Below are 24,161 nucleotides of genomic sequence, written 5' to 3'. Positions count from 1 at the left end.
TATGGAGGAGCAAGGGCCGCAGGTCGTGTCCAGGGTCGGTGCCTTGCTGCGAACCCTCGGCGAGTGCGAGCCGGACGGGGCCAGCACGACCGTCATCGCCCGGTTGTCCGGGCTCGCTCGCCCCACGGTGCACCGACTGCTGACCTCGCTGGTCGGTGAAGGGCTCGCCGAACGCTCCAGCGAGACCGGTCGCTGGTTCCTCGGTCCGGAGCTGTATCTGCTGGGCACCATGGCGGCTGAACGCTATGACGTGACGGACCTCGCCAGACAGACCGTTGCCCTGCTCGCCAAGGAGACTGGTGAAAGCGCATTCTTCTCAGCGCGCAGAGGCGACCAGACCGTGTGCCTGCTGCGTGAGGACGGCAGCTTCCCGCTGCGGTCCCACGTGCTGTACGAGGGCATCAGGCTGCCCCTTGGTGTCGCTTCCGCGGGGCTGGTGATCCTCGCGCATCGCTCCGATCGTGAGATCGATGGCTTCTTCGAGCGGGTCGATCTGACGACGGCCTGGGGTGTCAGCCACTCGGAGTCGGCGGTCCGCGGGCGGATCGCCGAGACGAGGACGACGGGGTTTGCCGTCAACCCGGGCCTCCTGGTCGAGGGGAGCTGGGGCATCGGGGCGGCGGTGTTCGATCGGCATGGTTCCCCCGAGTGGGCGCTCAGCCTCACCGGGGTCGAGTCGCGATTTCGTCCGGACCGGTTGCCAGGCCTCGGCGCCCGCCTCCTCGACCAGGCCCACGCCTTGTCCCGGCTTCTCGCCTAGGGACGCAGGAGGGGGTCCTCCGCCTGATCCAGGGGGCGATACGCTCACCCGGGATCCTGACCGCACGGGCATGCCGTCCGTACGGGGATCATGAGCAGGAGTGAAAGAGCATGACCACACCTCACCGGACGGTGTTCGAGCGCCAACAACCCGCCGGAGGTGTCGTGGATGCTTCGCTTGCGGCATCTCGGCTCGGAGTCTTCTGGCTCGAGGACGTGGGAGAAGCAGCCGATCACCCCCAGCTCATCGGGAGGCGCGATGCCGACCTCACGGTTGTCGGCGGCGGATACTGCGGCCTCTGGACCGCGGTGCTGGCCAAGCGGCGCAACCCCGGGGCGCGAGTCGTGCTGCTCGAGGCCCAGACGATCGGCTGGGCCGCATCGGGCCGCAACGGCGGCTTCGCCGAGGCCAGCCTGACGCATGGCGAGGCCAACGGGCAGGCCCGTTGGCCCGATCAGTACGACGAGCTCGAGCGGCTCGGAGCCGACAACCTCGCCGCGATGGAGCGTGACATCTCTGAGCTTGCGATCGACTGCCAGTTCGAGCGGACCGGGGTGCTCTCAGTCGCTTATGAGCCACATCAGGTCCAGTGGCTCGTCGACGAGGAGTCAGGCACGTGGCTGGACGAACAGGCCGTGCAGGCCGAGATCGCCAGCCCGATCTTCCGGGCGGGACGCTGGGAGCGCGATGACTGCGCGCTGATCCACCCTGGCCGCCTCGCCAAGGAGCTCGCGCGGGTGGCGACGGAGCTCGGCGTCGAGGTGTTCGAGCACTCCGCCGTGACGGATCTCAGCTCTCACCGGGCCGGGCCGGTCGCGGTCCGCACCGCACGAGGTGTCGTGCACTCCGAGAAGGTCGCGCTGGCGACCAACGTGTTCCGTCCGCTGCTGAGACGATCGCGTCTGTCCACGGTGCCTGTCTACGACTACGTCCTCATGACCGAGCCGCTCAGCGACGCGCAGATGGCGGACATCGGGTGGGGCAACCGGCAGGGGCTCAGCGACCTCGCCAACCAGTTCCACTACTCCCGGCTGACCGCCGACAACCGGATCCTCTACGGCGGCTACGACGCGATCTACCACTCCGGCAAGCGGGTGCGTGCGGACTATGAGGACCGCGACGACTCCTACCGGCGTCTGGCGTCCCACTTCTTCACGACCTTCCCACAGCTCGAAGGCCTGGGCTTCAGCCACCGGTGGGCCGGCGCGATCGACACCTCCACCCAGTTCTGCGCCTTCCACGGACTGGCGAGGCGCGGTCGAATTGCCTACGCGGCGGGGTTCACGGGGCTCGGTGTCGCCTCGACCCGCTTCGCCGCTGAGGTCATGCTCGACCGGCTCGGGGGCGAGACCACGCCGCGCACCGAGCTCGAGATGGTGCGCAAGAAGCCGCTGCCCTTCCCGCCCGAGCCGCTCGCCAAGATCGGCATCGAAGCCACGAAGTGGTCGCTGGACCGCGCGGATCATCGCGAGGGTCGCCGCAACCTGCTGCTGCGTACGCTGGACCGGCTCGGACTGGGGTTCGACTCATGACGCGGGCGAAGGAGCCGAGCGATCGGGTGCTTGCCGATGACGTGCGGGCGACGCCGCTGACCCGGTCGCAGGTGCCGAGCCCGGAGGTCGTCGAGGGGATGCCGGAGGTCGGCACGATCGACCTCGCGACATACCGCGAGAACGAGATCGGCATCTGGGAGATCACCGCGGGCACCGTCACCGACGTCGAGGCCGACGAGGTGTTCCTGGTCCTCAGTGGGCGGGGCGAGGTCCGGTTCGAGGACGACTCGGTCGTGCCGATCCAGGCCGGAAGCCTCGTGCGCCTGCACGCTGGTGAGCGCACGTGCTGGACGATCCACGAGACGCTGCGCAAGGTCTACTTCCTGCTGTAGCCTCAGGCCGGCTTGGCCGGCGGCCGCCAGCAGGTCAGGAGCAGTCCGGCCGCGGCGGCGATGCCTCCGGCGGCCGCGCCGAGTCCGATCGCGATGCCGTCGAGGTCGAGGTCCAGCGCATGGTCGACAGACAGCTCGCCACCGCCGAGCACCGCGAGGGCGGTCAACGCGAACGCGAGGACCCCGACGTACTCATATCCCTCGTCGTCTCCGAAGATGAAGAAGCCGTTGCGCCGGTGGACCGTCACGAAGGCCACCGTCATGATGCCGATGCCGGCCGCCGCGGCGAAGGGGACCAGCAGGCCGACCACGAGCGCGGCACCCGCGGCGAGCTCGGCGTATGCGCTGATCGCCGCGTGCACCTTGGCCGGACGCAGGCCGATGCTCTCGAACCAGCCAGCCGTCCCTGCCAGGCCGCCGGAGCCGAATCCGTGATTCCAACCATGGGCCATCAAGGTGACTCCGAGGGCGATCCGGAGGATGAGTGCGGCCGTGTCGAGCTCGTTCATGGGACTCCTAGGTCGTGGACGACCGACAGCCTACGGGTGACCGGACCTCAGGACCGGGCTCGGACCCATCTGGTCAGGAGGCCACCGTCCGCCTCGATCGCGTGACCCAGGGCCATCGGTCGGTCCACGCCCTCATGGCCGCGAGCGATCCGCGGAGCATTGCCGCCGGTGAGGATCGGCGCGACCGTCAGGCACAGCTCATCGACCAGATCGAGTCGGATGAGCTCGCCGTGCAGGGTGGGTCCGCCCTCGCACAGGATTCTCGTCCAGCCTCGATCCGCCAGCGTGGCCAGGACCGCGGGCCAGTCGATCTCCTCGTCGCCCGTGACGAGGACCTCCACGGTTTCGCGCAATGCCGCGACCCGCGAGGGGTCCGCATTGGCCGCCGTGACCACGACGTTGCCGGGCGCGATGAGCGCCCCGGGGATGTCGAGGGTGTGACTGACCAGGACCATCGCCGGGACGGGTGCGAGCCCGAGCCGGGCCCGCAGCTCGGAGTCGACGTCGAAGTCGGCGTATCCCTCGTCGCGCGCGGTGCCGGCACCGACGATGATGACGTCGGCGAGTGAGCGCAGCAGAGCGAACACACGGGTGTCTGCATCGCCGCCGAGGGTGCCGGATCTCCCATCGGTTCCTGCGGCAGCGCCGTCAAGGGTCGAGACGAAGTTGCTGCGCACCCACGGCCGGTCGGTGGCGGGATAGGCGTAGAGGCGTTCGAGCGCGGCCGCATCCGACATCATGACGGCACCCTACGAGACAGGAGCCGCTCGAGAATCACGACTTCATCGTCGCCGGGCGTCAGCTGTCGGAGTCGGGCTGGGTCTCGGGCTCGGCGTCCGGCGACTCGCCTGGGCCGGGGTCTCCTCCGGGCAGGACCTCGGGGAAAGCCGGGTCGGGGAGGGGCGGGGCCTTCTCGGGCTCGTCATCGCCGGGGGCAGTCGGGTCTTGATCGGGCTCTGGCGGGGCGATCGTCATGGTTCCTCCTAGGAGCGTGTGTCGAGGGCATACCCGCGACAGCGCAAGCCAATCACGTGAGCAGCAGCAGGGCGGGTCAACCGCCTATTCCCACGACGAGGAGCGGCCCTGCTTGAGCGAGCTGCGACGCTTCTTGGCGTCGATCCGGCGCTGCTTCGACGCGCGGCTCGGCCGAGTGGCCTGCCGAGGTTTGGGAGGGACGATCGCGTGGGACACGAGCTCTTCGAGGCGTACGCGGGCAGCCTCCCGATTGCGGTGCTGTGAGCGATATTGCGACGAGACGACGGTGATCGTCCCGCTGATCAGGCGGTTGCTGAGCCGCTGGGCGGCAAGCTGCCTCTGGTCGGGGGAGAGCGCGGTGGTGCTGGTGAGTGACCAGATCAGCTCGACGCGGGTGTCGCTGGTGTTGACATGCTGGCCGCCGGCGCCCGAAGAGCGAGAGAACCGCCAGGTCATCTCGCTCTCGGGCAGGGACAGGCGTCCGTTATGACTCATCGTCCGCAAGTATGCGGTACATCGCCTTCCGTGCGTCCTCGACCACGATCGTGGCCTTCTCGCGCTGCGCGGGCGTGCCGGCCTGCGCGACCTGCTTCCAGGCGTTGACGAATCCCTTGAGGCTGTGCGAGAACTCGCGCATCTCGTGGTCGGGACCGCCGTGCGAGTCCTCCCACGGGGTGCCGAGCTGCTCACGGTTCTCCTCGACGTACGAGGTGCCTTCGGTGGTCAAGGTGGCGGTCTTGCGGCCGTCGACCCGCTCGAAGGTGAGGAGTCCCTCGTCCTCGAGCTGCTGGAGCACGGGATAGATCGAACCGGGGCTGGGGGTCCAGCTGCCGTTCGACCGCTCACCGATCTCCTGGATCAGCTGATAGCCGTGTTGTGGCTGCTCACTGAGGAGCAGGAGTGCCGCGGCGCGGACATCTCCGCCTCGCCCGCCCCGCCGGCGACCACGTGGGCGACCGGGGCCGCCGAATCCGGGTCCGAAGCCGAATTCGCGACCGAAGTCGCGGTCTGGGTTGTGTCTGCCGCGCCGACGATCGGCCGGGCGGCGCTGTTCTGGGAAGTCATTGCTTCGCATGGGGATACCCACCTTCTAGATACACTATCGATAGTTAAACGATATATCGTCAATGGGTCGATAGTCAAGATAGAGAAGGCGAACGACGCAGAAGTGCCCGGCCTCCAGAGCGGGGGCCGGGCACAGTGTGCATCACTGGCCGGGGTCAGCCACCGGCGACGTAGTTGTTGAGCTGGTCGCGCTCGAACTCGAGCTGCTCCATGCGGTACTTGACCGCATCGCCGATGCTGACGACTCCGACCAGGACGCCGTCGTCGAGCACCGGGATGTGGCGGACGCGGTGCTCGGTCATGATCGCCATGAGGCCGCCGAAGGAGTCCTCCGGCCCACAGAGCTGGACGTCGGTCGTCATGATCTCGGCGACCGTCATGTCACGTGCGTTGTCGGCGGTTCGGAGCTTGCGGACGATGTCCCGCTCGGACACGATGCCCAGCATCGCCTTGCCGTCATCGCTCACGACCAGCGCACCGACGTTGTGGTCGGCCAGCACGTCCAGGAGCTCGCGGACGGTCGAATCCGGGGTGATGGTGTAGACGGCATCGCTTCCCTTGGAAGCCAGGACATCGCTCACGCGCATACGGGACACACTCCTTCGGTCAGTTCATCGCAGCGTAGTCCTGCAGGTGGGCGAACGCGAGGGTGTGAGACCCGCGCTCAGGGCGCGTCTTCGGCCTGCTCTCGGGTGAAGTCGAAGCTGCGTACGTTGTCCGGCTCTGACCTGACGTCGTCCTCGGGCTCGTCGGTCCACGACGGGTCGGGCGGGCCCTGGTCGGGGAAGTGCCCGAGATAGGCCATGGCAGCGTCGTGCAGACGGCTGTTGGTGGCCAGCGCGTTGTCACCCCACGGCCCGGGCTGACCGGCAAGGCTGGTGAACGTGCCACCGGCCTCACGGACCACGATGTCGAGCGCGGCCATGTCCCAGACCTTAAGCTCGGGCTCGGCGGCGATGTCGACCGCGCCCTCGGCGAGCAGCATGTAGGACCAGAAGTCGCCGTAGGCGCGCGTGCGCCAGCAGCGACGCATCAACGCGGCGAAGGCCTCACCCTTGCCGATGGCATCCCAGCCGCCCATCGAGGCATAAGAGAGAGAGGAGCTGCCGAGGTCGGAGACCCGGGAGACCCGGATCTCGCGGGAGGCCATGAGCGACTTGCCGGTGTAGGCGCCGGTTCCCTTGCTGGCCCACCAGCGGCGGCCGAGGGCTGGTGCCGACACGCAGCCGGCGATGATCTCACCGTCCTCCTCGAGCGCGATCAGGGTCGCCCACACGGGCACGCCGCGGACGAAGTTGGCGGTGCCGTCGATCGGGTCGACGATCCAGCGACGACCACCGGCGCCGCCCGACCCCTCGACCTCGCCGTGCTCCTCGCCCAGCACGATGTCGCGGGTGCGGGCGGACTTGAGGGTGCGCCGGATGGCGGCTTCGACGGCCTCGTCGGACTCGGTCACGTAAGTCATGTCGGGCTTGGTGTCGACCTGCAGGTCGATCGCGCCGAAACGGTCCATCGACAGGTTGTCGGCGTTGTCGGCGAGCACGTGAGCGAGGCGCAGATCGTCGTTGTACGAGTGAGCCATGACCCTCAGAGTACGGCGTTCGCAGCCCAAAACGACGGTGGGCACACGGTCAGTAGTCGTCCTTGTGGTTCATGCTCGCGAGGATGCGCCGGAACGACTCGACCCGCTCCGGCGCCAGGCCCCCGTCGGCCATCGCGATGTCGAGCGCGCACTCCGGCTCGGTCGCCGAGTGCAGGCACCCCCGGGGGCAGTGCCGGGCCGCATCCTGCAGGTCGGGGAACGCCCGGATGAGGTCGTCGATCTGCACGTGTGCGAGGCCGAACGACCGGATCCCGGGGGTGTCGATGATCCAGCCGCCGAACGGCAGCTCGAGGCTGATCGCCGACGTCGAGGTGTGACGCCCGCGCCCGGTCACCGCATTGACATAGCTGACCGAGCGGTTGGCGTCCGGCACCAGGGCGTTGACCAGGGTCGACTTGCCGACACCGCTGTGGCCGACGAGCACGCTGACCCGATTGCGCAGGGCATCGCGGATGGCGTCCAGCTCACCGTCGCGCCGTGTGACCACGACGCGTACGCCCAGCGGCTCGAACATCGCGACGAGCTCGGCGGGCGAGCCGAGGTCGGCTTTTGTCAGGCACACGAGCGGCTCCATGCCGGCGTCGAACGCGGCGACCAGACAACGGTCGATCAGCCCGGCGCGGGGCGGGGGATCGGCCAGCGCGGCGACGATCACGAGCTGATCGGCGTTGGCGACGATGATGCGCTCGATGGGGTCGTCGTCATCGGCAGTCCGGCGCAGCACGGTCCGCCGCGGGTGGACCTCGACGATCCGCGCCAGCGAACCCGTGTCGCCGGTGACGTCTCCGACGACCTTGACCTCGTCGCCGACGATGACACCCTTGCGGCCGAGGTTGCGCGACTTCATCGCGGTGAGGGTTCGGCCGTCCTCGTCGAGCGTCACGGTGTAGCGGCCACGGTCGATCGTCACGACCCGCGCGGTGTCGGCGTCGTCGTAGTTGGGCCTGACCTTGGTGCGTGGCTTGGTGTGCCGACGCGGCCGCTCGAACTGCGTGTGCTCGTCGTCGCGCTCTCTCATGCCACCCCGACCGTCAAAAGCCCACGGTACGGACGTGGAGGCATGAGCGCTGTGCTGTTGGTCGCTCGCTGGCGCTCTGTCATGCCACCCCGACCGTCGAAAGCCCACGGTACGGACGTGGAGGCATGAGCGCTGTGCTGTTGGTCGCTCGCTGGCGCTCTCTCATGCCACCCCGACCGTCGAAGGCCCACGGTACGGACGTGGAGGCATGAGCGCTGTGTTGTTGGTCGCTCGCTGGCGCTCTCTCATGTCAGCATGCGTCTCTACGTGTTCTTCATCATCAAGCGCTCCCAGACCGGGGCGAAGTTGGGATAGGTCTTGACCGTCGTGACGACGTTCTCGACGAACAGCTCTGGCACACGCAGGCCGAGGACCACGCCCGCGTGGGCCATCCGGTGGTCGTCGTAGGTGTGGAACGTCCCGCCTCGTAGTGGGCGGGGGCGGATCAGGAGGCCGTCTGCCAGCTCCTCGGCATCGCCGCCCAGACGGTTGACCTCGGTCACGATGGCCTTGAGCCGATCAGTCTCGTGCCCTCGCAGATGAGCTATGCCGGTCAGGCTCGACGGCCCGCCGGACAGGGCGGCGATGGCAGCGATGACCGGGGTCAGCTCGCCGACGTCGTGCAGGTCGAGCTCGACGCCGTTCAGCGTCGCGCCGGCGCGGAACACCAGATCGGCGCCGTCGCGATCGGCCGTGCCACCGAACGCCGGGGCGATCGTGCGCCACGCATCGCCGGCCTGGTCGGTCTTCTCGGGCCAGTTGCGGATCCGGACCGACCCGCCGGTGACGAGCGCGGCGGCGATGAAGACTCCGGCATTGGACAGGTCGGGCTCGATCTCGACGTCGAGGGCGCCGATCGGTCCCGGGTGGACGTACCAGCTGTTGGGCCCGTCGGTCTCGACGTGGACGCCGCGACGGCGGAGCTCGGCGACCGTCATGTCGACGTGCGGCATCGAGGGAAGTGCCGTGCCGACGTGCCGGAGCTCCAGACCCTTGTCGAAGTGCGACCCGGCCAGCAGCAGGGCCGAGACGAACTGGCTGGACGCGGAGGCATCGATCTCGAGCTGGCCGCCGACTACCTGTCCCGCGCCGTGAACGGTGAACGGCAGGGCGCCGCGTCCACCATCGTCGATCTCGACACCAAGGTCGCGCAGGGTCGCGATCGTGGTGCCCATGGGGCGTACGCGGGCGTGCTCGTCACCGTCGAATGTCACAGGCGCCCGGCCGATTGCGGCGACCGCCGGGACGAACCGCATGACCGTGCCGGCCAGCCCGCAGTCCACCTCGGTGGCCTCGGTGCGGTCCCACGCGGAAGGCGTGACGGTCCACGTCGTGCCATCGCGCTCGATCGTGGCGCCCAGTGCCGTGAGTGCCGCGAGCATCAGGTTGGTGTCACGCGATCCCAGCGGCCGCGTGAGCACCGAGGGCCCGTCGGCGAGCGCGGCGAGGATCAGGACGCGGTTGGTCAGCGACTTGGATCCGGGGACCAGCACCTGACCCTCGAAGGGTGAGTCGCGGAAGGGGGCGAGCCAAGGCAGTGGGGCAGTCATTGCTGCCAGCCTATCGGCGCGTCAGCCGCGGAGGTGATCGATCTGGTCGGCGACGGACGACGCGGCCTCGGAGACCTTGTCCTTGGCGCGTCGGCCGATGAACTTCTTGTGGGGCTCGGGGTCAAGTGTCGCCATCAGGAGCCCGCCGGTCATCGAGACGTTCTTCAGGAAGTGGATGCGCTGATTGGCCCGTGCCCCGGGGTCGGTCTCGTTCCAGTACTGGTGACCAGCCAGAGTCGTGGGGGGCAACGTCGCAGCAAGGGCAAAGGCAGCCAGACGCGGGAACCGGCCGGTCGCGAGGGCAAGGCCGCCGGCGAGCTGGGCAGCCCCGTTGAGGCGGGTCAGGTTGGAACCGTTGACCGGCAGCTCGGGCGCGAACTTCTTGATCAGGTCGGCGGCCGGTTGGGCCTTGGCCGCGCGGGGACCGGGATCCTTGAGCGCCTGGGCGCCCCCGTAGACGAACATCGAGGCGAGCATCGGGCGGGCCACCGTACGCAGGAGGGTCATGGTTCATTCATACCGGACCTGTGCGCTGAGGCAACCCCGGGTAGGTCAAGCCGTCGGCCAGAGGCCGGGGCCGGGGCCGAAGGTGACCGAGTTGTTGTCCGCGACTGGATCGTCGACCGCGCTGACCGTGACGGTGCCGCTGGATTCCAACCCCCTGACCCTGAAGTCGAAGGTCGTCCCCTCTCCTGCATCGAGTCGGCGCGAGCACGACAGGGTGCGCAGGCTCTGGTTGCGTACGACCGGACCACAATCCCACGCGGCGCTGAGCGCGCCCCGGAACCGGACCCGGTGGTCGAACGCCAGCATGACGGTCACCGTCTGGGGCTTGGCTCGGCCGGGATTGTCGGCACGGATCGTGATCTCGAAGAGCCGCTGCAGGAAGCTTTCACGTGTGATCTGGACGGCCGAGATCGCGTAGTCGGTCGGCTGGCTCGGCCGCACCGCGATCCCGGTTCCGCTCCCGAGCGGCTCTGGCAGCTCAGCTCGTGGCGGGGTGACCTCGAGGTTCGGCTTCACTGGATCGGGATCGGGTGATGTCGTCGGCGACGGCGTCTGCGCGGGAGCTGTCACGGTGGGCTCTGGTCGAGCCTGCGTCGGCTCTGACGTCGTGGGCGCGGGAGTCGTGGGTGCGGGACTGTCGCGCGAGCCTGAGACCCGCGGTTCCTCCCTTGCCGGCGCGCCTCGATCGGCGGTCACTGCGACCGTGCCCACCGCTGCGACCGCGATGACGACAGCGACCGCGGCGATGCCCTGCGTGCTGGCTCCGGCGGCGGTGGCACCGACGATCTTGACCGGAGCGAGGACCGACTCGATGGCTGTACCGATGACACCCTTGGAGCCGACCGCGGCCCCCGTACCGGCGAGCGCGGCGGCACCACTGCCACTCAGGTAGCCGCCAGCAAGCGAACCGAGCAGCGCCGGGCCGAGGATGCCGGAGAGGTGGGAGTTGATCTCGGACAGCTCGAGCTGGAGGCCCGTGCACCGGGTGCACTCGTCGAGGTGCGACTCGACCCGGACAGTGTCGCGATGGGACAGGCCCTTGCGCACGTACGCACCGAGCATCCCGATGGCTGTGCGGCAGCTGGCATGCAGGCTGGGGGCGAGCTGGCCCTGCAGATATGCCTGGCGCAACCCCTCGCGTGCTCGATATGCGAGCGCCGAGACGCTGTTAGCGCTCATTCCGAGCAGTGGGGCGATGTCCGCGGGCTTGTGGCCCTCGACATCGAGGTGCCACAGGACGAGCTGCCAGCGCTCGGGGAGCGATGCATAGGCCTCTGCCGCTGCGCGCTGGTCGAACCGCATCTCTGCGGGGTCGACGAACTCGACAGTGCGATCCAGCGCATCGTCGTCAGCAGTCGGGATGACCCTCTTCTCATGGCGGACGCGGTCGATGTGCAACCGCCTGATCGACGACAGGAGATAGGCGCGGAAGAACTCGTCGGGCCCTCGGCCGGACTGCAGCACGGTGAGGACGCGGACGAATGCCTCGGCGACCAGGTCGTCGGCATCGGGCCCGCGCACCAGCTGGCGCGCCAGGCGAGTCGCGGCATCCCGGTGACGGCCGAACAGCTCGCCGTAGGCTTCGGTCCCACCATCGCGCACGGCGCCGATCAGCTCGGCGTCGCTCGACTCGAGCTCTGCCCTGCGCGTGTTCGACATCTCGTGACTCCTCCGAGAGGCACAACGATGCAGCCACGGTGCGGTCACGAATGGCCCTCCCGCAATCGCGTCATGAGCCTCCGGTTGATCCGTCTCATTCCTGTCCGATCGCGAAGGGAGCATCACATGTTCGGCTCGGGCTTGAACGTTGCGCTCCTGGAGGACGCCGTCCGGGACGGCCGGCTGGACATCGCTGATGTTGCACACGAGGTGGGAGCGAGTGCAGCACAGTTGGGCATCCCGCTCCACGAGGTCATGGATCACGTGGAGCGGGCGTATGCCGGGCGGGATCCGTCGTTCGCGGCGACCCGCGCAGCCGCCCTCGCCTGGGCCGATCATGCCTTGATCCTCCGTGCTGATGTGTCGTGCGAGGACCCGTTGACGTCACTGGCCACGATGCCGCACGTCCGGTCCCGACTCGCCGAGATCTATCGGGGAGCAGAGTGTTCTGGGCGCCGGGTCGCCGAGACGAGTGCACTCGTGGTCGTCGAGCTGCCCCGCGGCCGGGTCGGTCACGAGCTGGAGGTCTCACTGCGGGCGCTCGAGGTGGCAGAGGCTATGCGGGCCGTGTTCACCGGTGACGAGACGGTCGCCCAGGTCTCACCCCGGCGATTCGCAGCACTTGTCCGCTCCGACCGCACCGACGTGCTCACGATCAGTCTGCTCGGCATGCTGCTCGAACGGGCACTGGGCGGATGTCAGCGACCGCGGTTGTGGGTCGAGCACCTGCCGAGCTCTGCAGACGGCGTCGCCCAGGTGCTGGCCGGCCTCTCGGAATGACCTCCCACCCTGTCGGTCCTGCGGCATAGGCTGGGCGACATGTGTGGGCGCTACGCAACGACCCAGACCTCGGCGTCGCTCAACCGGGCTTTCGAGGTCGACCTCGCCAACTCCTTCGTGGAGCTCGAGGCGGACTACAACATGGCGCCGACCAAGCTCGCGCCGTTGGTCATCGGGCGACGTCCCCCAGAGCTCGCCGCCGCCGCGCCACCACAGCGTGAGCTGATGACGGCGCGGTGGGGACTCATCCCGAGCTGGGCCAAGGATCCGTCGATCGGCAACCGGATGATCAACGCGCGCACCGAGACCGCCGCTGAGAAGCCGGCGTTCAAAAAGGCGTTCGCCAGACGACGGGGGCTCCTGCCGGCCGACGGCTACTACGAGTGGTACGCCGGGGAACCTCGTGAGGGTGAGGCGAAGCCCAAGAAGCAGCCGTTCTACATCACCCCCAAGGACCAGTCGATGCTCGCGATGGCCGGGCTCTACGAGTTCTGGAAGGACCGCGAGTCCGATGAGTGGGTCACGAGCTTCACGATCCTGACCACGACCGCCGAGGACGACCTCGGCCACGTGCACGATCGGATGCCGTTGTTCCTCGAGAAGCAGGCGTTCGATGCCTGGCTCGATCCCGCTCCACGTCCGACCGACGAGCTTCTCGAGCTCCTCATCCCGGCCGCCCCCGGTCGGCTCGACGCGTTCGCGGTGTCGACCGCGGTCAACAACGTGCGCAACAACGGGCCCGAGCTGATCGTCCCGCTGCCACCGGAATAGCGGGCCCCTCCTGGCGGTTGAACCCCTCAGGAGGTCAGATGCTCACATATGCACAACATGGTGCCGAGAGGTCGATCACGCCCCTCAGCAGGCCCCCGGAGCCGGGAGTAGGCTTGGAGGCGATGACCGTCACCGGCGAAACCCCCGAGAGCGCCGACCCGCGCGAGACCGAGACCCCGGAGCAGCAGCAGGCCCGCTTCGAGGCCGATGCCCTGCCCTTCCTCGACCAGCTCTATTCCGCCGCGCTGCGCATGACCCGCAGCCCGCACGACGCGGAGGACCTCGTCCAGGAGACGTTCGCCAAGGCGTTCAGCGCGTTCCACCAGTTCAGGCCCGGGACCAATCTCAAGGCCTGGCTCTATCGCATCCTGACCAACACCTACATCAACTCCTACCGCAAGAAGCAGCGTCAGCCGCAGCAGGTCACCAATGAGATCGAGGACTGGCAGATCGCCCGTGCGGAGTCCCACGGGTCGAGCGGCCTCAAGTCCGCCGAGATGGAGGCGCTCGAGCACCTCCCTGACAGCGACGTCAAGGATGCGCTTCAGGCGTTGCCCGACGACTTCCGCTACGCGGTCTATCTTGCCGATGTCGAAGGATTTCCCTACAAGGAGATCGCCGAGATCATGGACACGCCGATCGGCACCGTCATGTCGCGGCTGCACCGTGGTCGCCGTATGCTCCGCGAGATGCTCTCCGACTACGCGCGTGATCGCGGCATGGCCGTCACCGGAGCCGGTGACAAGCCATGAGCGAGCGCCAGCGAGTGAATCTTGTGGCTGCGATCATTTCGTCGTCGTCCCACTGTGCCTTTTCCGGGGCGGTGACGAAATGAGCGAGTGCGACGGACCGGACTGCGAGAAGGCGCTGGACAACCTCTATCTGTTCATCGACCAGGAGATCGACACCGCGAGCTGCGCCGAGATCCAGTCGCACATCGACGAGTGCTCCGGCTGCCTGGGTGAGTACGACCTCGAGCGCGTGGTCAAGTCGCTGGTGTCGCGGTCCTGCACCGAGGTGGCGCCCGAGCCGTTGCGCGACAAGGTGCTCTTCTCGATTCGCACGGTGCAGATCGAGATCACCGAGCAGCGCGCGACCTAGCTCGGCTGCCGAGCCCTCCAGACGAAGAAATCCCCGTCCATCGGACGGGGATTTCTTGTCTGCTCGTGCACAGCTCACGCGTTGGGGCGCTTGCCGTGGTTGGCGCCCTTCTTGCGACGCGCACGACGCTTGCGGCCGGTCTTGCCCATGGTGTTCCTCCTCCGAAGTCGACTCCTCAGTCTCCCACAGGCGTGATCCGAGCCAGGAATCGCTCCCGGTCCACGATGACCCGGCGGATCTCCCCGGTCGCGAGCAGCGTGCCGCCGGTGTCGTGGGCGGCGACCTGGAAACGTACGAGTCGGCCATCGGTGTGCACGACCGTCGCGGTCGCGGTCACCTCGGTGCCGACCGGACTGGCCGCAAGATGCTCGAGGTCGACCCGGGTGCCGACGCTCGTCTGAGCCGGATCGAGCTTCAGGGCCGCACAGGTCGCCTGCTCGCACCAGGCGAGGGCCCGGGGTGTGGCGAGGACCTCCAGATCCCCGCTCCCGAGAGCTCGCGCGGTGTCGTCGTCGGTGACGGTGTGCGTGACGCTCGCGGTTTCCATGGGCACACGGTACGTCGAGGACCGGGGGAGGGGTTCGAGAAGGACCGCAAGAGGCATCGTTTAAGGTAAGGCATACCTGAGTCAAAGGAGATCGACGTGGCGACCAAACGCCTTTTCGCCGGTGTGGCGGCCATGCTGGCAGTGATGCCATTGGCAGCGTGCGGAGGCGCTGGAGACGATGGACCGTCGATCACCGTCTACAACGCCCAGCACGAAGAGCTGCTGACCGAGCTCGCCCCGGCCTTCACCAAGAAGACCGGCATCGAGGTCAAGCTGCGCAACGGCGCCGACTTCGAGCTGGCCAACCAGCTCGTGCAGGAGGGCAAGGCATCGCCTGCCGATGTCTTCCTCACCGAGAACTCCCCGGCGATGTCCCTCGTCGAGAGCAAGGGCCTGCTCAGCCGCCTCGACACCTCGACGCTCGACCTGGTGCCTGCGCAGTACGAGGCCGCGAGCGGGGAGTGGATGGGATTCACTGCTCGTTCGACGGTGCTGGTCTACAACAAGGACAAGGTCACCGAGTCCGATCTGCCCGACTCGCTGCTTGACCTTGCCGACCCGGCGTGGAAGGGCAAGGTGTCGTTCTCGCCGACCGGCGCCGACTTCCAGGCCATCGTCAGTGCCGTGCTGGAGCTGAAGGGTGAGCAAGCCACCAAGGCCTGGCTCGCCGGGTTGAAGTCCAACGGGACGGTCTACCAGGGCAACAACGTCGTGCTCAAGGAGGTCAACGCCGGGACGATCGACACCGGCGTGATCTACCACTACTACTGGTATCGGGACCAGGAGGAGGCCGGCGAGAACAGCGACAACTCGGCGCTGCACTTCTTCGGCGACCAGGATCCCGGCGCGTTCGTGAGCGTCTCCGGTGCCGGCGTCCTCAAGGCCGGCAAGAACCAGGCGAATGCGCAGAAGTTCGTGGCCTTCCTCGCCGGCGCCGAGGGCCAACAGGCGCTGGCGGACAGCTATGCGCTGGAATATCCGCTCAACCCCGACGTCGACCTGGGCCGCGACGTGAAGCCGCTGACCGAGCTCGAGCCGCCGGTCGTCGACCTCTCGTCCCTCAACGGACCCACGGTCATCTCGCTGCTCGAGGACGCCGGATTCCTCTGATCGGCACGCGGATGACGACACGACGGGGAAGGCGGGGCGCGGCTCCTCCTTCCCTCCTCGTGATCTCGGCGGTCGTCGCAGGATTCGCGCTGATCCCGCTGGGGTTCATCGTGGTCTACGGGGCATCGCTGGGGGGCCGCGAGATCTGGGACCTGCTGGTCAGGCCGCGGGTCGGCGAGCTGCTCTCCAACACGGTGCGCCTGGTGGTCGCGGGGTGTCTGGCGAGCGCTGTGCTGGGAGTCGGGTGCGCCTGGGTCGTGGAGCGCACCGACGTGCCGTTCAGGGCCCTGTGGCACGTCCTGGCAGCAGCACCGCTGGCCATTCCAGCGTTCGTCAACAGTTATGGCTGGTCATCCCTGGCACCCGGGGTCGAGGGATTCCGCGGGGCGCTGCTGGTGGTGACGCTGTCCTACTTTCCCCTCGTCTATCTCCCGACCGCGGCCGCTCTCCGCGGCCTCGACCCGGCGCTGGAGGAGGTCGCACGTTCACTCGGCAACGGTCCTGGGCAGACCTTTGCGCGGGTCGTGCTGCCTCAGCTGCGGCCCGCGATGATCGGCGGATCCCTCTTGGTCGGCCTGCACCTGCTGGCCGAGTTCGGGGCGTTGCAGATGTTGCGCTTCCCGACATTCACGACTGCGATCTATGACCAGTACAGCTCATCCTTCAACAGCGCCGGGGCCAATGTCATCGCCTCCGTGCTCGTCCTGTGCTGCCTGGTCCTGTTGATGGTCGACCTGCGACTCCGGTCGGACCGCAGGTTCTCGCGAGTCGGGAGCGGAGCGGTTCGGCATGCCGATCCGGTCCGTCTCGGACGATGGCGCGTACCGGCGCTCGCGGTGCTGGTCGCCCTCGCCGGCGCCTCACTCGGCGTGCCGGTCTACAGCCTCATCCACTGGATGATCGTGGGCTCGTCGACAGCGTTCCCGGCCGCTGACATCGCGTCGGCTGCCAGCACGTCGGTCGGGCTGGGGTTGGTTGCCGCGGCGATAACCGTTGCCTTGTCGATCCCTGTGGTCTGGCTCGCCGTGCGGTTCCGATCCAAGGTGTCGACGACGCTCGAGCGCAGCACCTATGTCGCCAACGCACTGCCAGGCATCGTCGTTGCGCTAGCACTCGTCACGGTGTCGATCAACTATGTCCCCGCGGTCTACCAGACCTACGGCCTGCTGCTCGCGGCCTACGCGATCATGTTCCTGCCACGCGCACTCGTGAGCGTACGGTCGGCGGTCGAGCAGTCACCGCCGGTCCTCGAGGACGTCGCCCATGGGCTCGGCATGGGGCCCTTGACCACGGCGAGGCGAGTGACCCTGCCGCTGATCACCCCCGGTATCGGCGCGGGCTGCGCCCTGGTCTTCCTCGCCGTCACGACCGAGCTGACCGCAACGCTCCTGCTCTCGCCAATCGGCACGACGACGCTGGCGACGCAGTTCTGGTCGAGCTCGTCGTCGGTGGCATATGGGGCGGCCGCGCCCTACGCGCTCCTCATGGTGCTGATCTCGCTGCCGGCGACCTACCTGCTGAGTCGTCGCCCCTCGCTGGGTGGTGCGGCATGACGGGTCTTGTGATCTCGGGGATCACCAAGTCGTACGGCGGCAACCGGGTGCTGGACGGCGTGGACCTCGACCTGCCCGAGGGCTCGATCGTGGGAGCTCTCGGACCGTCCGGCGGCGGCAAGACCACTCTGCTGAGGATCATCGCGGGATTCCTTGACGCCGATGCCGGCTCGATCAGGGTCGGTGGCCGGTCGCTCGTCTCCGACGGTCGTGGTGTGCCGGCGCAGCGGCGTGGCATCGGCTACGTGCCGCAGGAGGGTGCGCTCTTCCCACACCTGGACGTCGCAGCCAACATCGCCTTCGGCATCCGCGGTGCTGCGCGCCGGTCCTTCGACCTGGATGCCGTGCTCGAGCTGGTCGGCCTCGACCCCGACCTCCGGCATCGGCAGCCCCATCAGCTCTCTGGCGGCCAGCAGCAGCGCGTGGCCCTGGCCCGCGCCCTCGCACCCCGGCCGGGAGTCGTGCTGCTCGACGAGCCGTTCTCCTCCCTCGACGCCGGGCTGCGGGTCGAGACAGGCAAGGCGGTCGTGCATGCACTGCGGGCCGCCGGCGCAACCGCGATCCTCGTGACGCACGACCAGGATGAGGCCCTCGCACTCTGCGACCAGGTCGCGGTCCTGCGGGACGGGCGCGTCGCCCAGCTCGCCGCTCCGGTCGATCTCTACCGGTCGCCGGCCGACCCGGCGATCGCCGGGTTCGTCGGTAGCGTCGTCGTGCTGCCTGCCACGGTGACCGCGGGCGTCGCCACCAGCGCGCTGGGCCGACTGGAAGTGCCTGCAGATGGGCCGCAGGGCGCCGTCGAGATCCTGGTTCGTCCCGAGCAGCTGGTCCTGCAGGCCGCGGGCCACACCGGTCCACGGGCCCGCGTCGAGGACGTGAGCTACTTCGGGCACGACGCAACGGTGCGCCTGACGCTCCTGGACGACGGCTCGCCAGTCGACGCGCGGGTGGCCGGGTCGGACCTTCCGGTCGTCGGCGAGATCGTGACGGTGAGTGTGACGGGCGCGGTTGCTGTCTACGTCACTTCAGGGGGTGCTGTGTGATCACCCATCGCAACCGGTTCGCCGCCCTCCGTAGTCATGGCACCCGGCCGGCCCTGATCTCACCGGGTTCGGTCCTGACTCACGCGGACGTCGCCGACCGGGTCGATGAGCACCACGCCGTGCTGACCGATGACAAACGCCTCGTCGTGGTGGGCGGCGCCAACACACCCGAGGCCTTGATTGCCTATCTCTCCGCGATGGCCCACGGGCACGCCGTGCTGCTGGTGCCGGGGGACAGCCAGGTCAATCTCGCGTCCGTCGTGGACGCCTACGACCCCGACGTGGTGTTCGATCCGGCCGAGGGCTTCCTGGAGCGTCGGGCCGGTTCGCGCCACGCCCTGCACCCGGACCTGACGCTGCTGCTGTCGACGTCCGGGTCGACCGGTTCGGCCAAGCTCGTACGCCTGTCCCACGACAACGTCGTGAGCAACGCCCTCAGCATCGCCGACTACCTGCACATCGACGAGACGCACCGCGGGCTCACGACCCTCCCGATGCACTACTGCTACGGCCTGTCGGTGGTCAACAGCCACCTCTTGAGTGGTGCCGGGCTCATCGTCACTGACGGGTCCGTCGTCGACACGTGCCTGTGGGATCTGGCAGCGGACGCAGGCGCAACCTCGTTCGCAGGCGTGCCATACACATTCGACCTGCTGGACTCGGCGGATTTCGCGGAGCGTGATCTGCCCTCGCTGCGGCACATCACGCAGGCTGGCGGGCGACTGGCACCGGAACGGATCGCCGCCTATGCACGGCTCGGCAGGCAGCGGGGCTGGGACTTCTTCGCGATGTACGGCCAGACCGAGGCGACTGCCCGGATGGCCTATCTCCCAGCGGATCTGGCGACCGTCAGGCCGGAGTCGCTCGGCGTGCCGATCCCCGGCGGCTCGTTCAGGATCGAGCCCGTCCCGGAGTCGGCAGACGGCGTCGGCGAGCTGGTCTACGCGGGTCCCAACGTCATGATGGGATATGCGCGGTCCACGGCCGACCTCGCCCGCGGCGCAGATCTGGCCGAGCTCCGGACCGGCGACCTCGCCCGGCAGCACGAGGACGGCACGTACGAGTGGGTAGGCCGTCGCAGCCGGGTGGCGAAGGTCTTCGGACTGCGGATCGACCTGGATGAGGTCGAGCGGATGACGGCCGAGCGCGGCCACCCCGCCACGTGCGTCTCGGTGGGGGACGGGATCCAGGCATTCGTCGACTGGCACACCGACGCCGTGGCCGCGCGCCTCGCGATCGCGGCCCACTGTGGTCTGCCGCGAGATGTGGTCTCCGTCGACCGTCTGCGGGAGACTCCGCGCACCGCCAACGGCAAGGTCGACCACGCCTCGCTCGAGCGTCAGGCGCGGATGTTGGCGGATTCTGCGACACCTTCGGCCCGGCCGACGGACCTGCCGCACGCCGATGATGTGCGAGATCTGTTCGCCAATCTCCTGGGTCGTCCGGACGCCACGACCGATGACAGCTTCACCACGCTTCGGGGCGACTCGCTGTCATACGTGGAGCTCTCTGTCCGCCTGGGTGACCTGGGGATCGCGACCCCTCCCAACTGGCACCGCACCCCGATCCGCGAGCTCGTGGCGACCCACGAGCCGAGGAGACGCGGCATCCGGCTGGAGACCTCGATCGTCCTGCGCGGGCTCGCGATCCTCCTGGTGCTGGGTACGCATGCCAACCTCTGGACGATCCCCGGAGGCGCGCACCTGCTGCTTGCCGTCGTCGGCTACAACTTCGCCCGGTTCCAGCTGACCGATCGGCCGCGCGCTGCCCGAGTCCGCAGCGGGCTCGGCGCGGCGTTGCAGCTGGCCCTGCCCTGCGTGGTGTGGGTCGGCGCAGTCGCCGTGGTGCTGGGCACCTATCACGCCGACACGGTCTTCTTGCTCAACGGACTCCAGGGCAGGAACTCATGGACGGTCCAGTGGCAGTTCTGGTTCCTCGAGGCGGTCATCTGGATCCAGGTCGCCACGCTGCTCGTGCTCGCCGTGCCATGGCTGCACACAGCCGAGCGCCGAGAGCCCTTCGCCTTCGCGCTGGTGGTCCTGGCCGGTTCATTGGCGCTCCGCTATGCCCTCGCCGGGGTGGAGGCCGGGGCCACCGAGCGCTACACGCCCTCGATCGTCCTCTGGTGCTTCGCCCTCGGTTGGGCGGTCGGCGTCGCGAGCACGCGGTGGCAGCGGATCGTGGTGTCTCTCGCAGCGGTGGTGTCGGTTGCCGGATTCTTCGACGACCCGCACCGTGAGGGTCTGGTCATTGCCGGCGTGCTGGTGCTGGTGTGGGTGCGGGCAGTTGCCGTGCCGCGCTGGGCGGCACGAGTCCTGGCAGCGTTGGCTGCGGGATCGCTGTACATCTACCTCACGCAATGGCAGATCTATCCTCACCTCGAGGATCGCGTCCCCCTGCTCGCGGTGCTGGCGTCGGTGGCCGGCGGCCTGGCCTACAAGTACGTCTGGGAGTCACTCAGCCTCTTTGTCCGTCAAGCCCTCGCCACGGCCCGGCTCCGCCGGCGTGACGTTGGCGCTGATGGCCACGGTGAGTCGGCTCGTCCCGGACGCGCGCCCACGATGTCGACCGTCTGACCGCCACCCCGGCTCAGAGCTCGAGGGAGAAGGCCCACAAGCTGACGCCGGGGAACGGGGACCAGTCGAGCTCAGGTCGACGGACGAATCCGAACGACTCGTAGAGCCGGTGTGCCGGAGTCATGTCGTTGAGCGAGCAGAGCAGCACCTCGGTGAGCAGGAGAGCTCGCGCCCGGTCGAGACAGCTCGAGACCAGCGCTCGTCCCACCCCACGACGCCTCGCTCCGGGTGCGACCGAGAGCGTACGGAACTCGCCCTGGTGGTCCTCGACCGCGAGCTCACGGGTGGGTGCCCCGGGCGGGCACCAGGTGACGGTGCCGAGCAGCTCGTCGCCCTCGGTTGCCACCAGGAGGACGCTGTCGCGACCTCGCGGCGCGGCATCGGCGAGCCAGCCGTCTGCGTCGTAACCGGCGACGGTCAGCGTGCCGACCGCGACATACTCGTCCTCGAGCGCGACCCGGACCAGCAACTCAGATGCCTGTGGTGTTGCGCGGGTATGCGGCGTCGACATCGGTCATGACGTTGACCAGATAGGGCACGCCGGAGTCGAAGGCACGGTCGAGAGCCGGACCGATCTGCTTCGGGTCGGTGACCATCTCGCCGCCACCGCCGAGCGCCGTGACGACCTGGTCGTAGCGGGTCTGTGGCGCGAGGTCGGCGGCGACGTCGTAGCCGTAGAGCCACTGCATCGGGCCCTTCTCCAGGCCCCACGCCGAATTGTTGCCGACGACCATGACGACCGGCAGGTTGTGCCGTACGAGACTGTCCACGTCCATCAGGGACATACCGGCCGCGCCGTCACCGTAGAGCAGCACGACCTGGCTCGACGGTCTGGCGATGCGCGCGGCCATTGCGGCTCCCATGCCGGCGCCGAGGCACCCGTAGGGGCCGGGGTCGAGCCAGCCGCCCGGCCGCTTGGGCTCGACGAACTTGCCGGCGAACGACACGAAGTCGCCGCCGTCGCCGATCACGACGGCGTCGTCGGCGAGCCGGGGCAGCAGCTCGCCGTAGATGCGGGCGGGGTGGACCGGATCGGCCTCGGCGGTGAGCAGCTCCTTGTCGCGCTCGGTGGCCGCACCGACCTCGGTCTGCAGGGTGTTGAGCCAAGGCGTCCAGTCGGGCCTGCGACCGTGTTGAGATGGGGAGACGAGCGATGTGTACAGCCCGGTGAAGACTGTCGTGAGGTCGCCGCAGGCCGAGGCGGCGAGCTCGGCGTGGGTCGAGACCTGTCCGGGGGAGTCGGCGACGTGCACCGTACGCGCTGGGGTCGCGCCGTCCTTGCCCCCGAAGATGCCGTAGCCGAGACGAAAGTCCAGCGGTGTGCCGACCACGATCACGAGATCGGCCTGGCCGAACGACGTCGAGCGGGCCTTCGTCACGAGCTGGGGATGTCCGCCGGGGATGATGCCGCGACCCATGCCGTTGGAGATGACCGGGATGCCGGTCTCTTCGACGAAGTGCAGCGCCGCATCCTCGGCGCGATCGGCCCACACGTCGGTGCCGAGCACGAGCACGGGGCGGGCCGACCCACGGAGCAGCTCGGCGATCTGCGCCAGCGCCTCGGGATCGGGCTCGATCAGGGGCGTGGTGTTGCCCGACGACTGCGTGGTGGTCGTCGTGGTGTTGAAGAACTCGTCCATCGGCACGTCGACGAATGTCGGGCCGCGGTGTGACGAGCCGGCGAGTGTGAACGCCTGGTCCATCGTCGGGGCGATGTCATCCACGGTGCGTGCCGTGGCCGACGACTTCGAGATCGTCTCGAGGATCGGAGGCTGGTCGAGCTCCTGCAGGCTGCCCGAACCCCACCGGTTGTTGGGCGCGCGACCGCCCACGACGACCAGCGGTGAGCCGGAGAAGCTGGCCTGGGCGATGGGGCTGACCCCGTTGGTCACGCCTGGTCCGGCAGTCAGGACGGCCAGGCCCGGCTTGCGGGTCAGCTTGCCGATCGCCTCGGCCGCGAAGACGGCGGTCGGCTCATGGCGCACGTCGATGATCGGCATGGTCGGTTCGGTCTTGACCGCTGCGTCATACATCGGGAACACATGGGCCCCCGAGAGGGTGAACATCGTCTCGACGCCATGCGCCCGCGCGACGTCCAAGGCATGGACTCCGCCATGACCTTCTCTGGTGTGGCCCACGGCCGGCTGGTCAGTAGTCATGTGACGCAGGTTACTGGACGGTAGTGCGCAGGTGTCAGGTGAGCGGCCGGGTCCGGGTCGTGGGGCGGTAGAGCCAGGGCTGCTCGGCCCGGATCTGGTCGAGCACCGCGAGGAGCAGGTCGGCGCGGTGAGCCGGCTGCTCGGCGAACAGCTCGGCATCGGCGCGCAGGTCGTCGCGGCCTTGCACGCCGAGTGCGAGCTGGAGGTGCAGTGCCCGCAGGAATGACGAGGTGTTGCGAACACTGGGGGAGGGCCACTCGGCCTCGAGGTGTCCACGCGTCCGTGGTGGCACGATCCCGGCGCCGAGACGGGCCAGCCACGGCTCGACGATGCTGGGGTCCAGCTCGTTGCGATGGAGCAGGGTCATGACGGCATAGGCCAACCGGTCCTCCTCGCCATGACGCCAGATGTATGCCGTCGGGGTCAGCACCCGGTCGGCCATGACGTCCAGCAGCACCGTGAGCTCGAGTCGCCCGAAGTGCCGCGAACGGGCGAGGGCGGCCAGGAGGTCGGCCCCGTGGGCAATCGAGTTGGCCCAGCCCTGCTCGGGGATCCACCCGCGATGATCCTGCTCGCGGACATACCAGGCAGTGGCCCGGTCAGCCCAGTCGAGGACCGACCCGGCGGACATCAGGTGCTCGTTGTTGTCTCGGCCGATGATCTCGGCGAGCATCAGCGCGCTGTAGGAGCGACGCATGACAGACATGTCGCCGTCATGGCCCAGGCCGTAGCGCAGCCCCGGCGCGATGCCGTCGCCCAGGCCGGACAGCAGCTCGTCGTAGACGCCTCGCGTGATCCAGGTGGTCAGCAACGGGTAGGCGAGGTCCTCGCGCCACCGGGGGTTGGAGTGGCCGAGCATCTCCACGAGCTCGACGGTGCACTCATCGAGGCTGCGATCGGCGGGCACATCCATCCCGCTCTGCATCACCGATTGCCAGTACGCCTCAGACACTCAACCATCGTGCCACGGCCTGCGCACTACTCTGGCCG

General features: G+C 68.5%; 26 protein-coding genes. 11 read left to right on the top strand and 15 right to left on the bottom strand.

Translation table 11 applies throughout. The features are described from left to right. Position 1 precedes the first annotated feature (1 nt). The 3 genes from WKF39_RS10515 to WKF39_RS10505 all read left to right on the top strand — a co-directional run bounded on the left by WKF39_RS10515 (position 2) and on the right by WKF39_RS10505 (position 2,645). Positions 2 to 760, top strand: coding sequence for an IclR family transcriptional regulator (locus WKF39_RS10515; protein WP_340388108.1), 759 nt, complete (start codon positions 2 to 4; stop codon positions 758 to 760). 110 nt (positions 761 to 870) lie between these two features. Then, positions 871 to 2,292 carry an FAD-dependent oxidoreductase gene (locus WKF39_RS10510; protein ID WP_340388106.1) on the top strand — a complete coding sequence of 474 codons (1,422 nt, stop codon included), beginning with the start codon at positions 871 to 873 and terminating at the stop codon, positions 2,290 to 2,292. Continuing rightward, positions 2,289 to 2,645 (top strand): cupin domain-containing protein, encoded by a 357-nt coding sequence (locus tag WKF39_RS10505; protein WP_340388104.1) that lies wholly within the window; start codon positions 2,289 to 2,291, stop codon positions 2,643 to 2,645. The genes WKF39_RS10510 and WKF39_RS10505 overlap by 4 nt, the downstream gene beginning before the upstream one ends. 2 nt (positions 2,646 to 2,647) lie before the next feature. Here the strand turns inward: WKF39_RS10505 and WKF39_RS10500 are convergent, their stop codons facing one another. From WKF39_RS10500 to WKF39_RS10450, 11 genes are all read right to left on the bottom strand, one after another. Continuing rightward, entirely contained in the window at positions 2,648 to 3,154 is a 507-nt protein-coding gene (locus tag WKF39_RS10500) for a DoxX family protein (RefSeq protein ID WP_340388102.1), read from the bottom strand. Between the two features lie 47 nt (positions 3,155 to 3,201). After that, positions 3,202 to 3,894: a dihydrofolate reductase family protein gene (locus tag WKF39_RS10495; protein WP_340388100.1), complete on the bottom strand. Its 693-nt coding sequence runs from the start codon at positions 3,892 to 3,894 to the stop codon at positions 3,202 to 3,204. A 58-nt stretch (positions 3,895 to 3,952) separates the two neighbouring features. Further along, a complete protein-coding gene (locus tag WKF39_RS10490) occupies positions 3,953 to 4,129 on the bottom strand; it encodes a hypothetical protein (RefSeq protein WP_340388098.1) in 177 nt (58 codons plus the stop codon). An 84-nt stretch (positions 4,130 to 4,213) separates the two neighbouring features. Then, the gene (gene arfB, locus WKF39_RS10485; RefSeq protein ID WP_340388095.1) at positions 4,214 to 4,624 is read right to left on the bottom strand and encodes an alternative ribosome rescue aminoacyl-tRNA hydrolase ArfB; all 411 of its coding nucleotides are present in this window, start codon (positions 4,622 to 4,624) and stop codon (positions 4,214 to 4,216) included. Beyond that, complete coding sequence (locus WKF39_RS10480; protein WP_340388094.1) at positions 4,614 to 5,204, bottom strand: PadR family transcriptional regulator; 591 nt, start codon at positions 5,202 to 5,204, stop codon at positions 4,614 to 4,616. The genes arfB and WKF39_RS10480 overlap by 11 nt, the downstream gene beginning before the upstream one ends. 145 nt (positions 5,205 to 5,349) lie before the next feature. Further along, positions 5,350 to 5,781: a CBS domain-containing protein gene (locus WKF39_RS10475; protein WP_340388092.1), complete on the bottom strand. Its 432-nt coding sequence runs from the start codon at positions 5,779 to 5,781 to the stop codon at positions 5,350 to 5,352. 77 nt (positions 5,782 to 5,858) lie between these two features. Then, complete coding sequence (locus WKF39_RS10470; protein WP_340388090.1) at positions 5,859 to 6,776, bottom strand: inositol monophosphatase family protein; 918 nt, start codon at positions 6,774 to 6,776, stop codon at positions 5,859 to 5,861. 49 nt (positions 6,777 to 6,825) lie between these two features. Then, positions 6,826 to 7,815: a ribosome small subunit-dependent GTPase A gene (rsgA, locus tag WKF39_RS10465; RefSeq protein WP_340388088.1), complete on the bottom strand. Its 990-nt coding sequence runs from the start codon at positions 7,813 to 7,815 to the stop codon at positions 6,826 to 6,828. Positions 7,816 to 8,078: 263 nt separating this feature from the next. Next, positions 8,079 to 9,365: a 3-phosphoshikimate 1-carboxyvinyltransferase gene (gene aroA / locus WKF39_RS10460; RefSeq protein WP_340388086.1), complete on the bottom strand. Its 1,287-nt coding sequence runs from the start codon at positions 9,363 to 9,365 to the stop codon at positions 8,079 to 8,081. A gap of 21 nt (positions 9,366 to 9,386) precedes the next feature. Further along, positions 9,387 to 9,872 carry a DoxX family protein gene (locus WKF39_RS10455; RefSeq protein WP_340388084.1) on the bottom strand — a complete coding sequence of 162 codons (486 nt, stop codon included), beginning with the start codon at positions 9,870 to 9,872 and terminating at the stop codon, positions 9,387 to 9,389. Positions 9,873 to 9,917: 45 nt separating this feature from the next. Next, positions 9,918 to 11,531 carry a sigma-70 family RNA polymerase sigma factor gene (locus tag WKF39_RS10450; RefSeq protein ID WP_340388082.1) on the bottom strand — a complete coding sequence of 538 codons (1,614 nt, stop codon included), beginning with the start codon at positions 11,529 to 11,531 and terminating at the stop codon, positions 9,918 to 9,920. Positions 11,532 to 11,657: 126 nt separating this feature from the next. Between WKF39_RS10450 and WKF39_RS10445 the strand changes: the two genes are divergently transcribed. The 4 genes from WKF39_RS10445 to rsrA all read left to right on the top strand — a co-directional run bounded on the left by WKF39_RS10445 (position 11,658) and on the right by rsrA (position 14,183). Then, the gene (locus WKF39_RS10445) at positions 11,658 to 12,311 is read left to right on the top strand and encodes a hypothetical protein (RefSeq protein WP_340388080.1); all 654 of its coding nucleotides are present in this window, start codon (positions 11,658 to 11,660) and stop codon (positions 12,309 to 12,311) included. A 39-nt stretch (positions 12,312 to 12,350) separates the two neighbouring features. Then, positions 12,351 to 13,082 (top strand): SOS response-associated peptidase, encoded by a 732-nt coding sequence (locus tag WKF39_RS10440; RefSeq protein ID WP_340388078.1) that lies wholly within the window; start codon positions 12,351 to 12,353, stop codon positions 13,080 to 13,082. Positions 13,083 to 13,204: 122 nt separating this feature from the next. After that, positions 13,205 to 13,834 (top strand): sigma-70 family RNA polymerase sigma factor, encoded by a 630-nt coding sequence (locus tag WKF39_RS10435; protein WP_340388076.1) that lies wholly within the window; start codon positions 13,205 to 13,207, stop codon positions 13,832 to 13,834. Between the two features lie 79 nt (positions 13,835 to 13,913). Further along, on the top strand, positions 13,914 to 14,183 hold the full coding sequence (gene rsrA / locus WKF39_RS10430) for a mycothiol system anti-sigma-R factor (protein WP_340388074.1): 270 nt from the start codon (positions 13,914 to 13,916) through the stop codon (positions 14,181 to 14,183). A gap of 175 nt (positions 14,184 to 14,358) precedes the next feature. Here the strand turns inward: rsrA and WKF39_RS10425 are convergent, their stop codons facing one another. Beyond that, positions 14,359 to 14,730, bottom strand: coding sequence for a hotdog domain-containing protein (locus WKF39_RS10425; RefSeq protein ID WP_340388072.1), 372 nt, complete (start codon positions 14,728 to 14,730; stop codon positions 14,359 to 14,361). A gap of 96 nt (positions 14,731 to 14,826) precedes the next feature. Here WKF39_RS10425 and WKF39_RS10420 point away from each other — a divergent pair, with 96 nt between their 5' ends. The 4 genes from WKF39_RS10420 to WKF39_RS10405 are packed head-to-tail and all read left to right on the top strand — an operon-like array spanning position 14,827 to position 21,012. After that, the gene (locus tag WKF39_RS10420) at positions 14,827 to 15,840 is read left to right on the top strand and encodes an iron ABC transporter substrate-binding protein (protein WP_340388070.1); all 1,014 of its coding nucleotides are present in this window, start codon (positions 14,827 to 14,829) and stop codon (positions 15,838 to 15,840) included. 59 nt (positions 15,841 to 15,899) lie between these two features. Then, positions 15,900 to 17,393 carry an iron ABC transporter permease gene (locus WKF39_RS10415; RefSeq protein ID WP_340388068.1) on the top strand — a complete coding sequence of 498 codons (1,494 nt, stop codon included), beginning with the start codon at positions 15,900 to 15,902 and terminating at the stop codon, positions 17,391 to 17,393. Continuing rightward, the gene (locus WKF39_RS10410; RefSeq protein ID WP_340388066.1) at positions 17,390 to 18,436 is read left to right on the top strand and encodes an ABC transporter ATP-binding protein; all 1,047 of its coding nucleotides are present in this window, start codon (positions 17,390 to 17,392) and stop codon (positions 18,434 to 18,436) included. The genes WKF39_RS10415 and WKF39_RS10410 overlap by 4 nt, the downstream gene beginning before the upstream one ends. Next, a complete protein-coding gene (locus WKF39_RS10405) occupies positions 18,433 to 21,012 on the top strand; it encodes an AMP-binding protein (protein WP_340388064.1) in 2,580 nt (859 codons plus the stop codon). Before WKF39_RS10410 ends, WKF39_RS10405 begins: the two co-directional genes overlap by 4 nt. 13 nt (positions 21,013 to 21,025) lie before the next feature. On the opposite strand, the gene WKF39_RS10400 is transcribed toward WKF39_RS10405, so the two are convergent. Genes WKF39_RS10400 through WKF39_RS10390 form a run of 3 tightly spaced genes read right to left on the bottom strand, consistent with a single transcriptional unit; the run spans position 21,026 to position 24,123 of the window. Further along, the gene (locus tag WKF39_RS10400) at positions 21,026 to 21,481 is read right to left on the bottom strand and encodes a GNAT family N-acetyltransferase (RefSeq protein ID WP_340388062.1); all 456 of its coding nucleotides are present in this window, start codon (positions 21,479 to 21,481) and stop codon (positions 21,026 to 21,028) included. 1 nt (position 21,482) lies between these two features. Next, a complete protein-coding gene (locus WKF39_RS10395) occupies positions 21,483 to 23,171 on the bottom strand; it encodes an acetolactate synthase (RefSeq protein WP_340388060.1) in 1,689 nt (562 codons plus the stop codon). Between the two features lie 34 nt (positions 23,172 to 23,205). After that, complete coding sequence (locus WKF39_RS10390; RefSeq protein ID WP_340388058.1) at positions 23,206 to 24,123, bottom strand: DUF2785 domain-containing protein; 918 nt, start codon at positions 24,121 to 24,123, stop codon at positions 23,206 to 23,208. Positions 24,124 to 24,161 lie beyond the last annotated feature (38 nt).

Source organism: Aeromicrobium sp., from assembly GCF_037719875.1.
In the GTDB taxonomy this organism is placed as follows: Bacteria; Actinomycetota; Actinomycetes; order Propionibacteriales; family Nocardioidaceae; genus Aeromicrobium.
The sequence above is the reverse complement of the archived record's forward strand: the minus strand, read 5'-3'. Positions and strand labels throughout refer to the sequence as shown.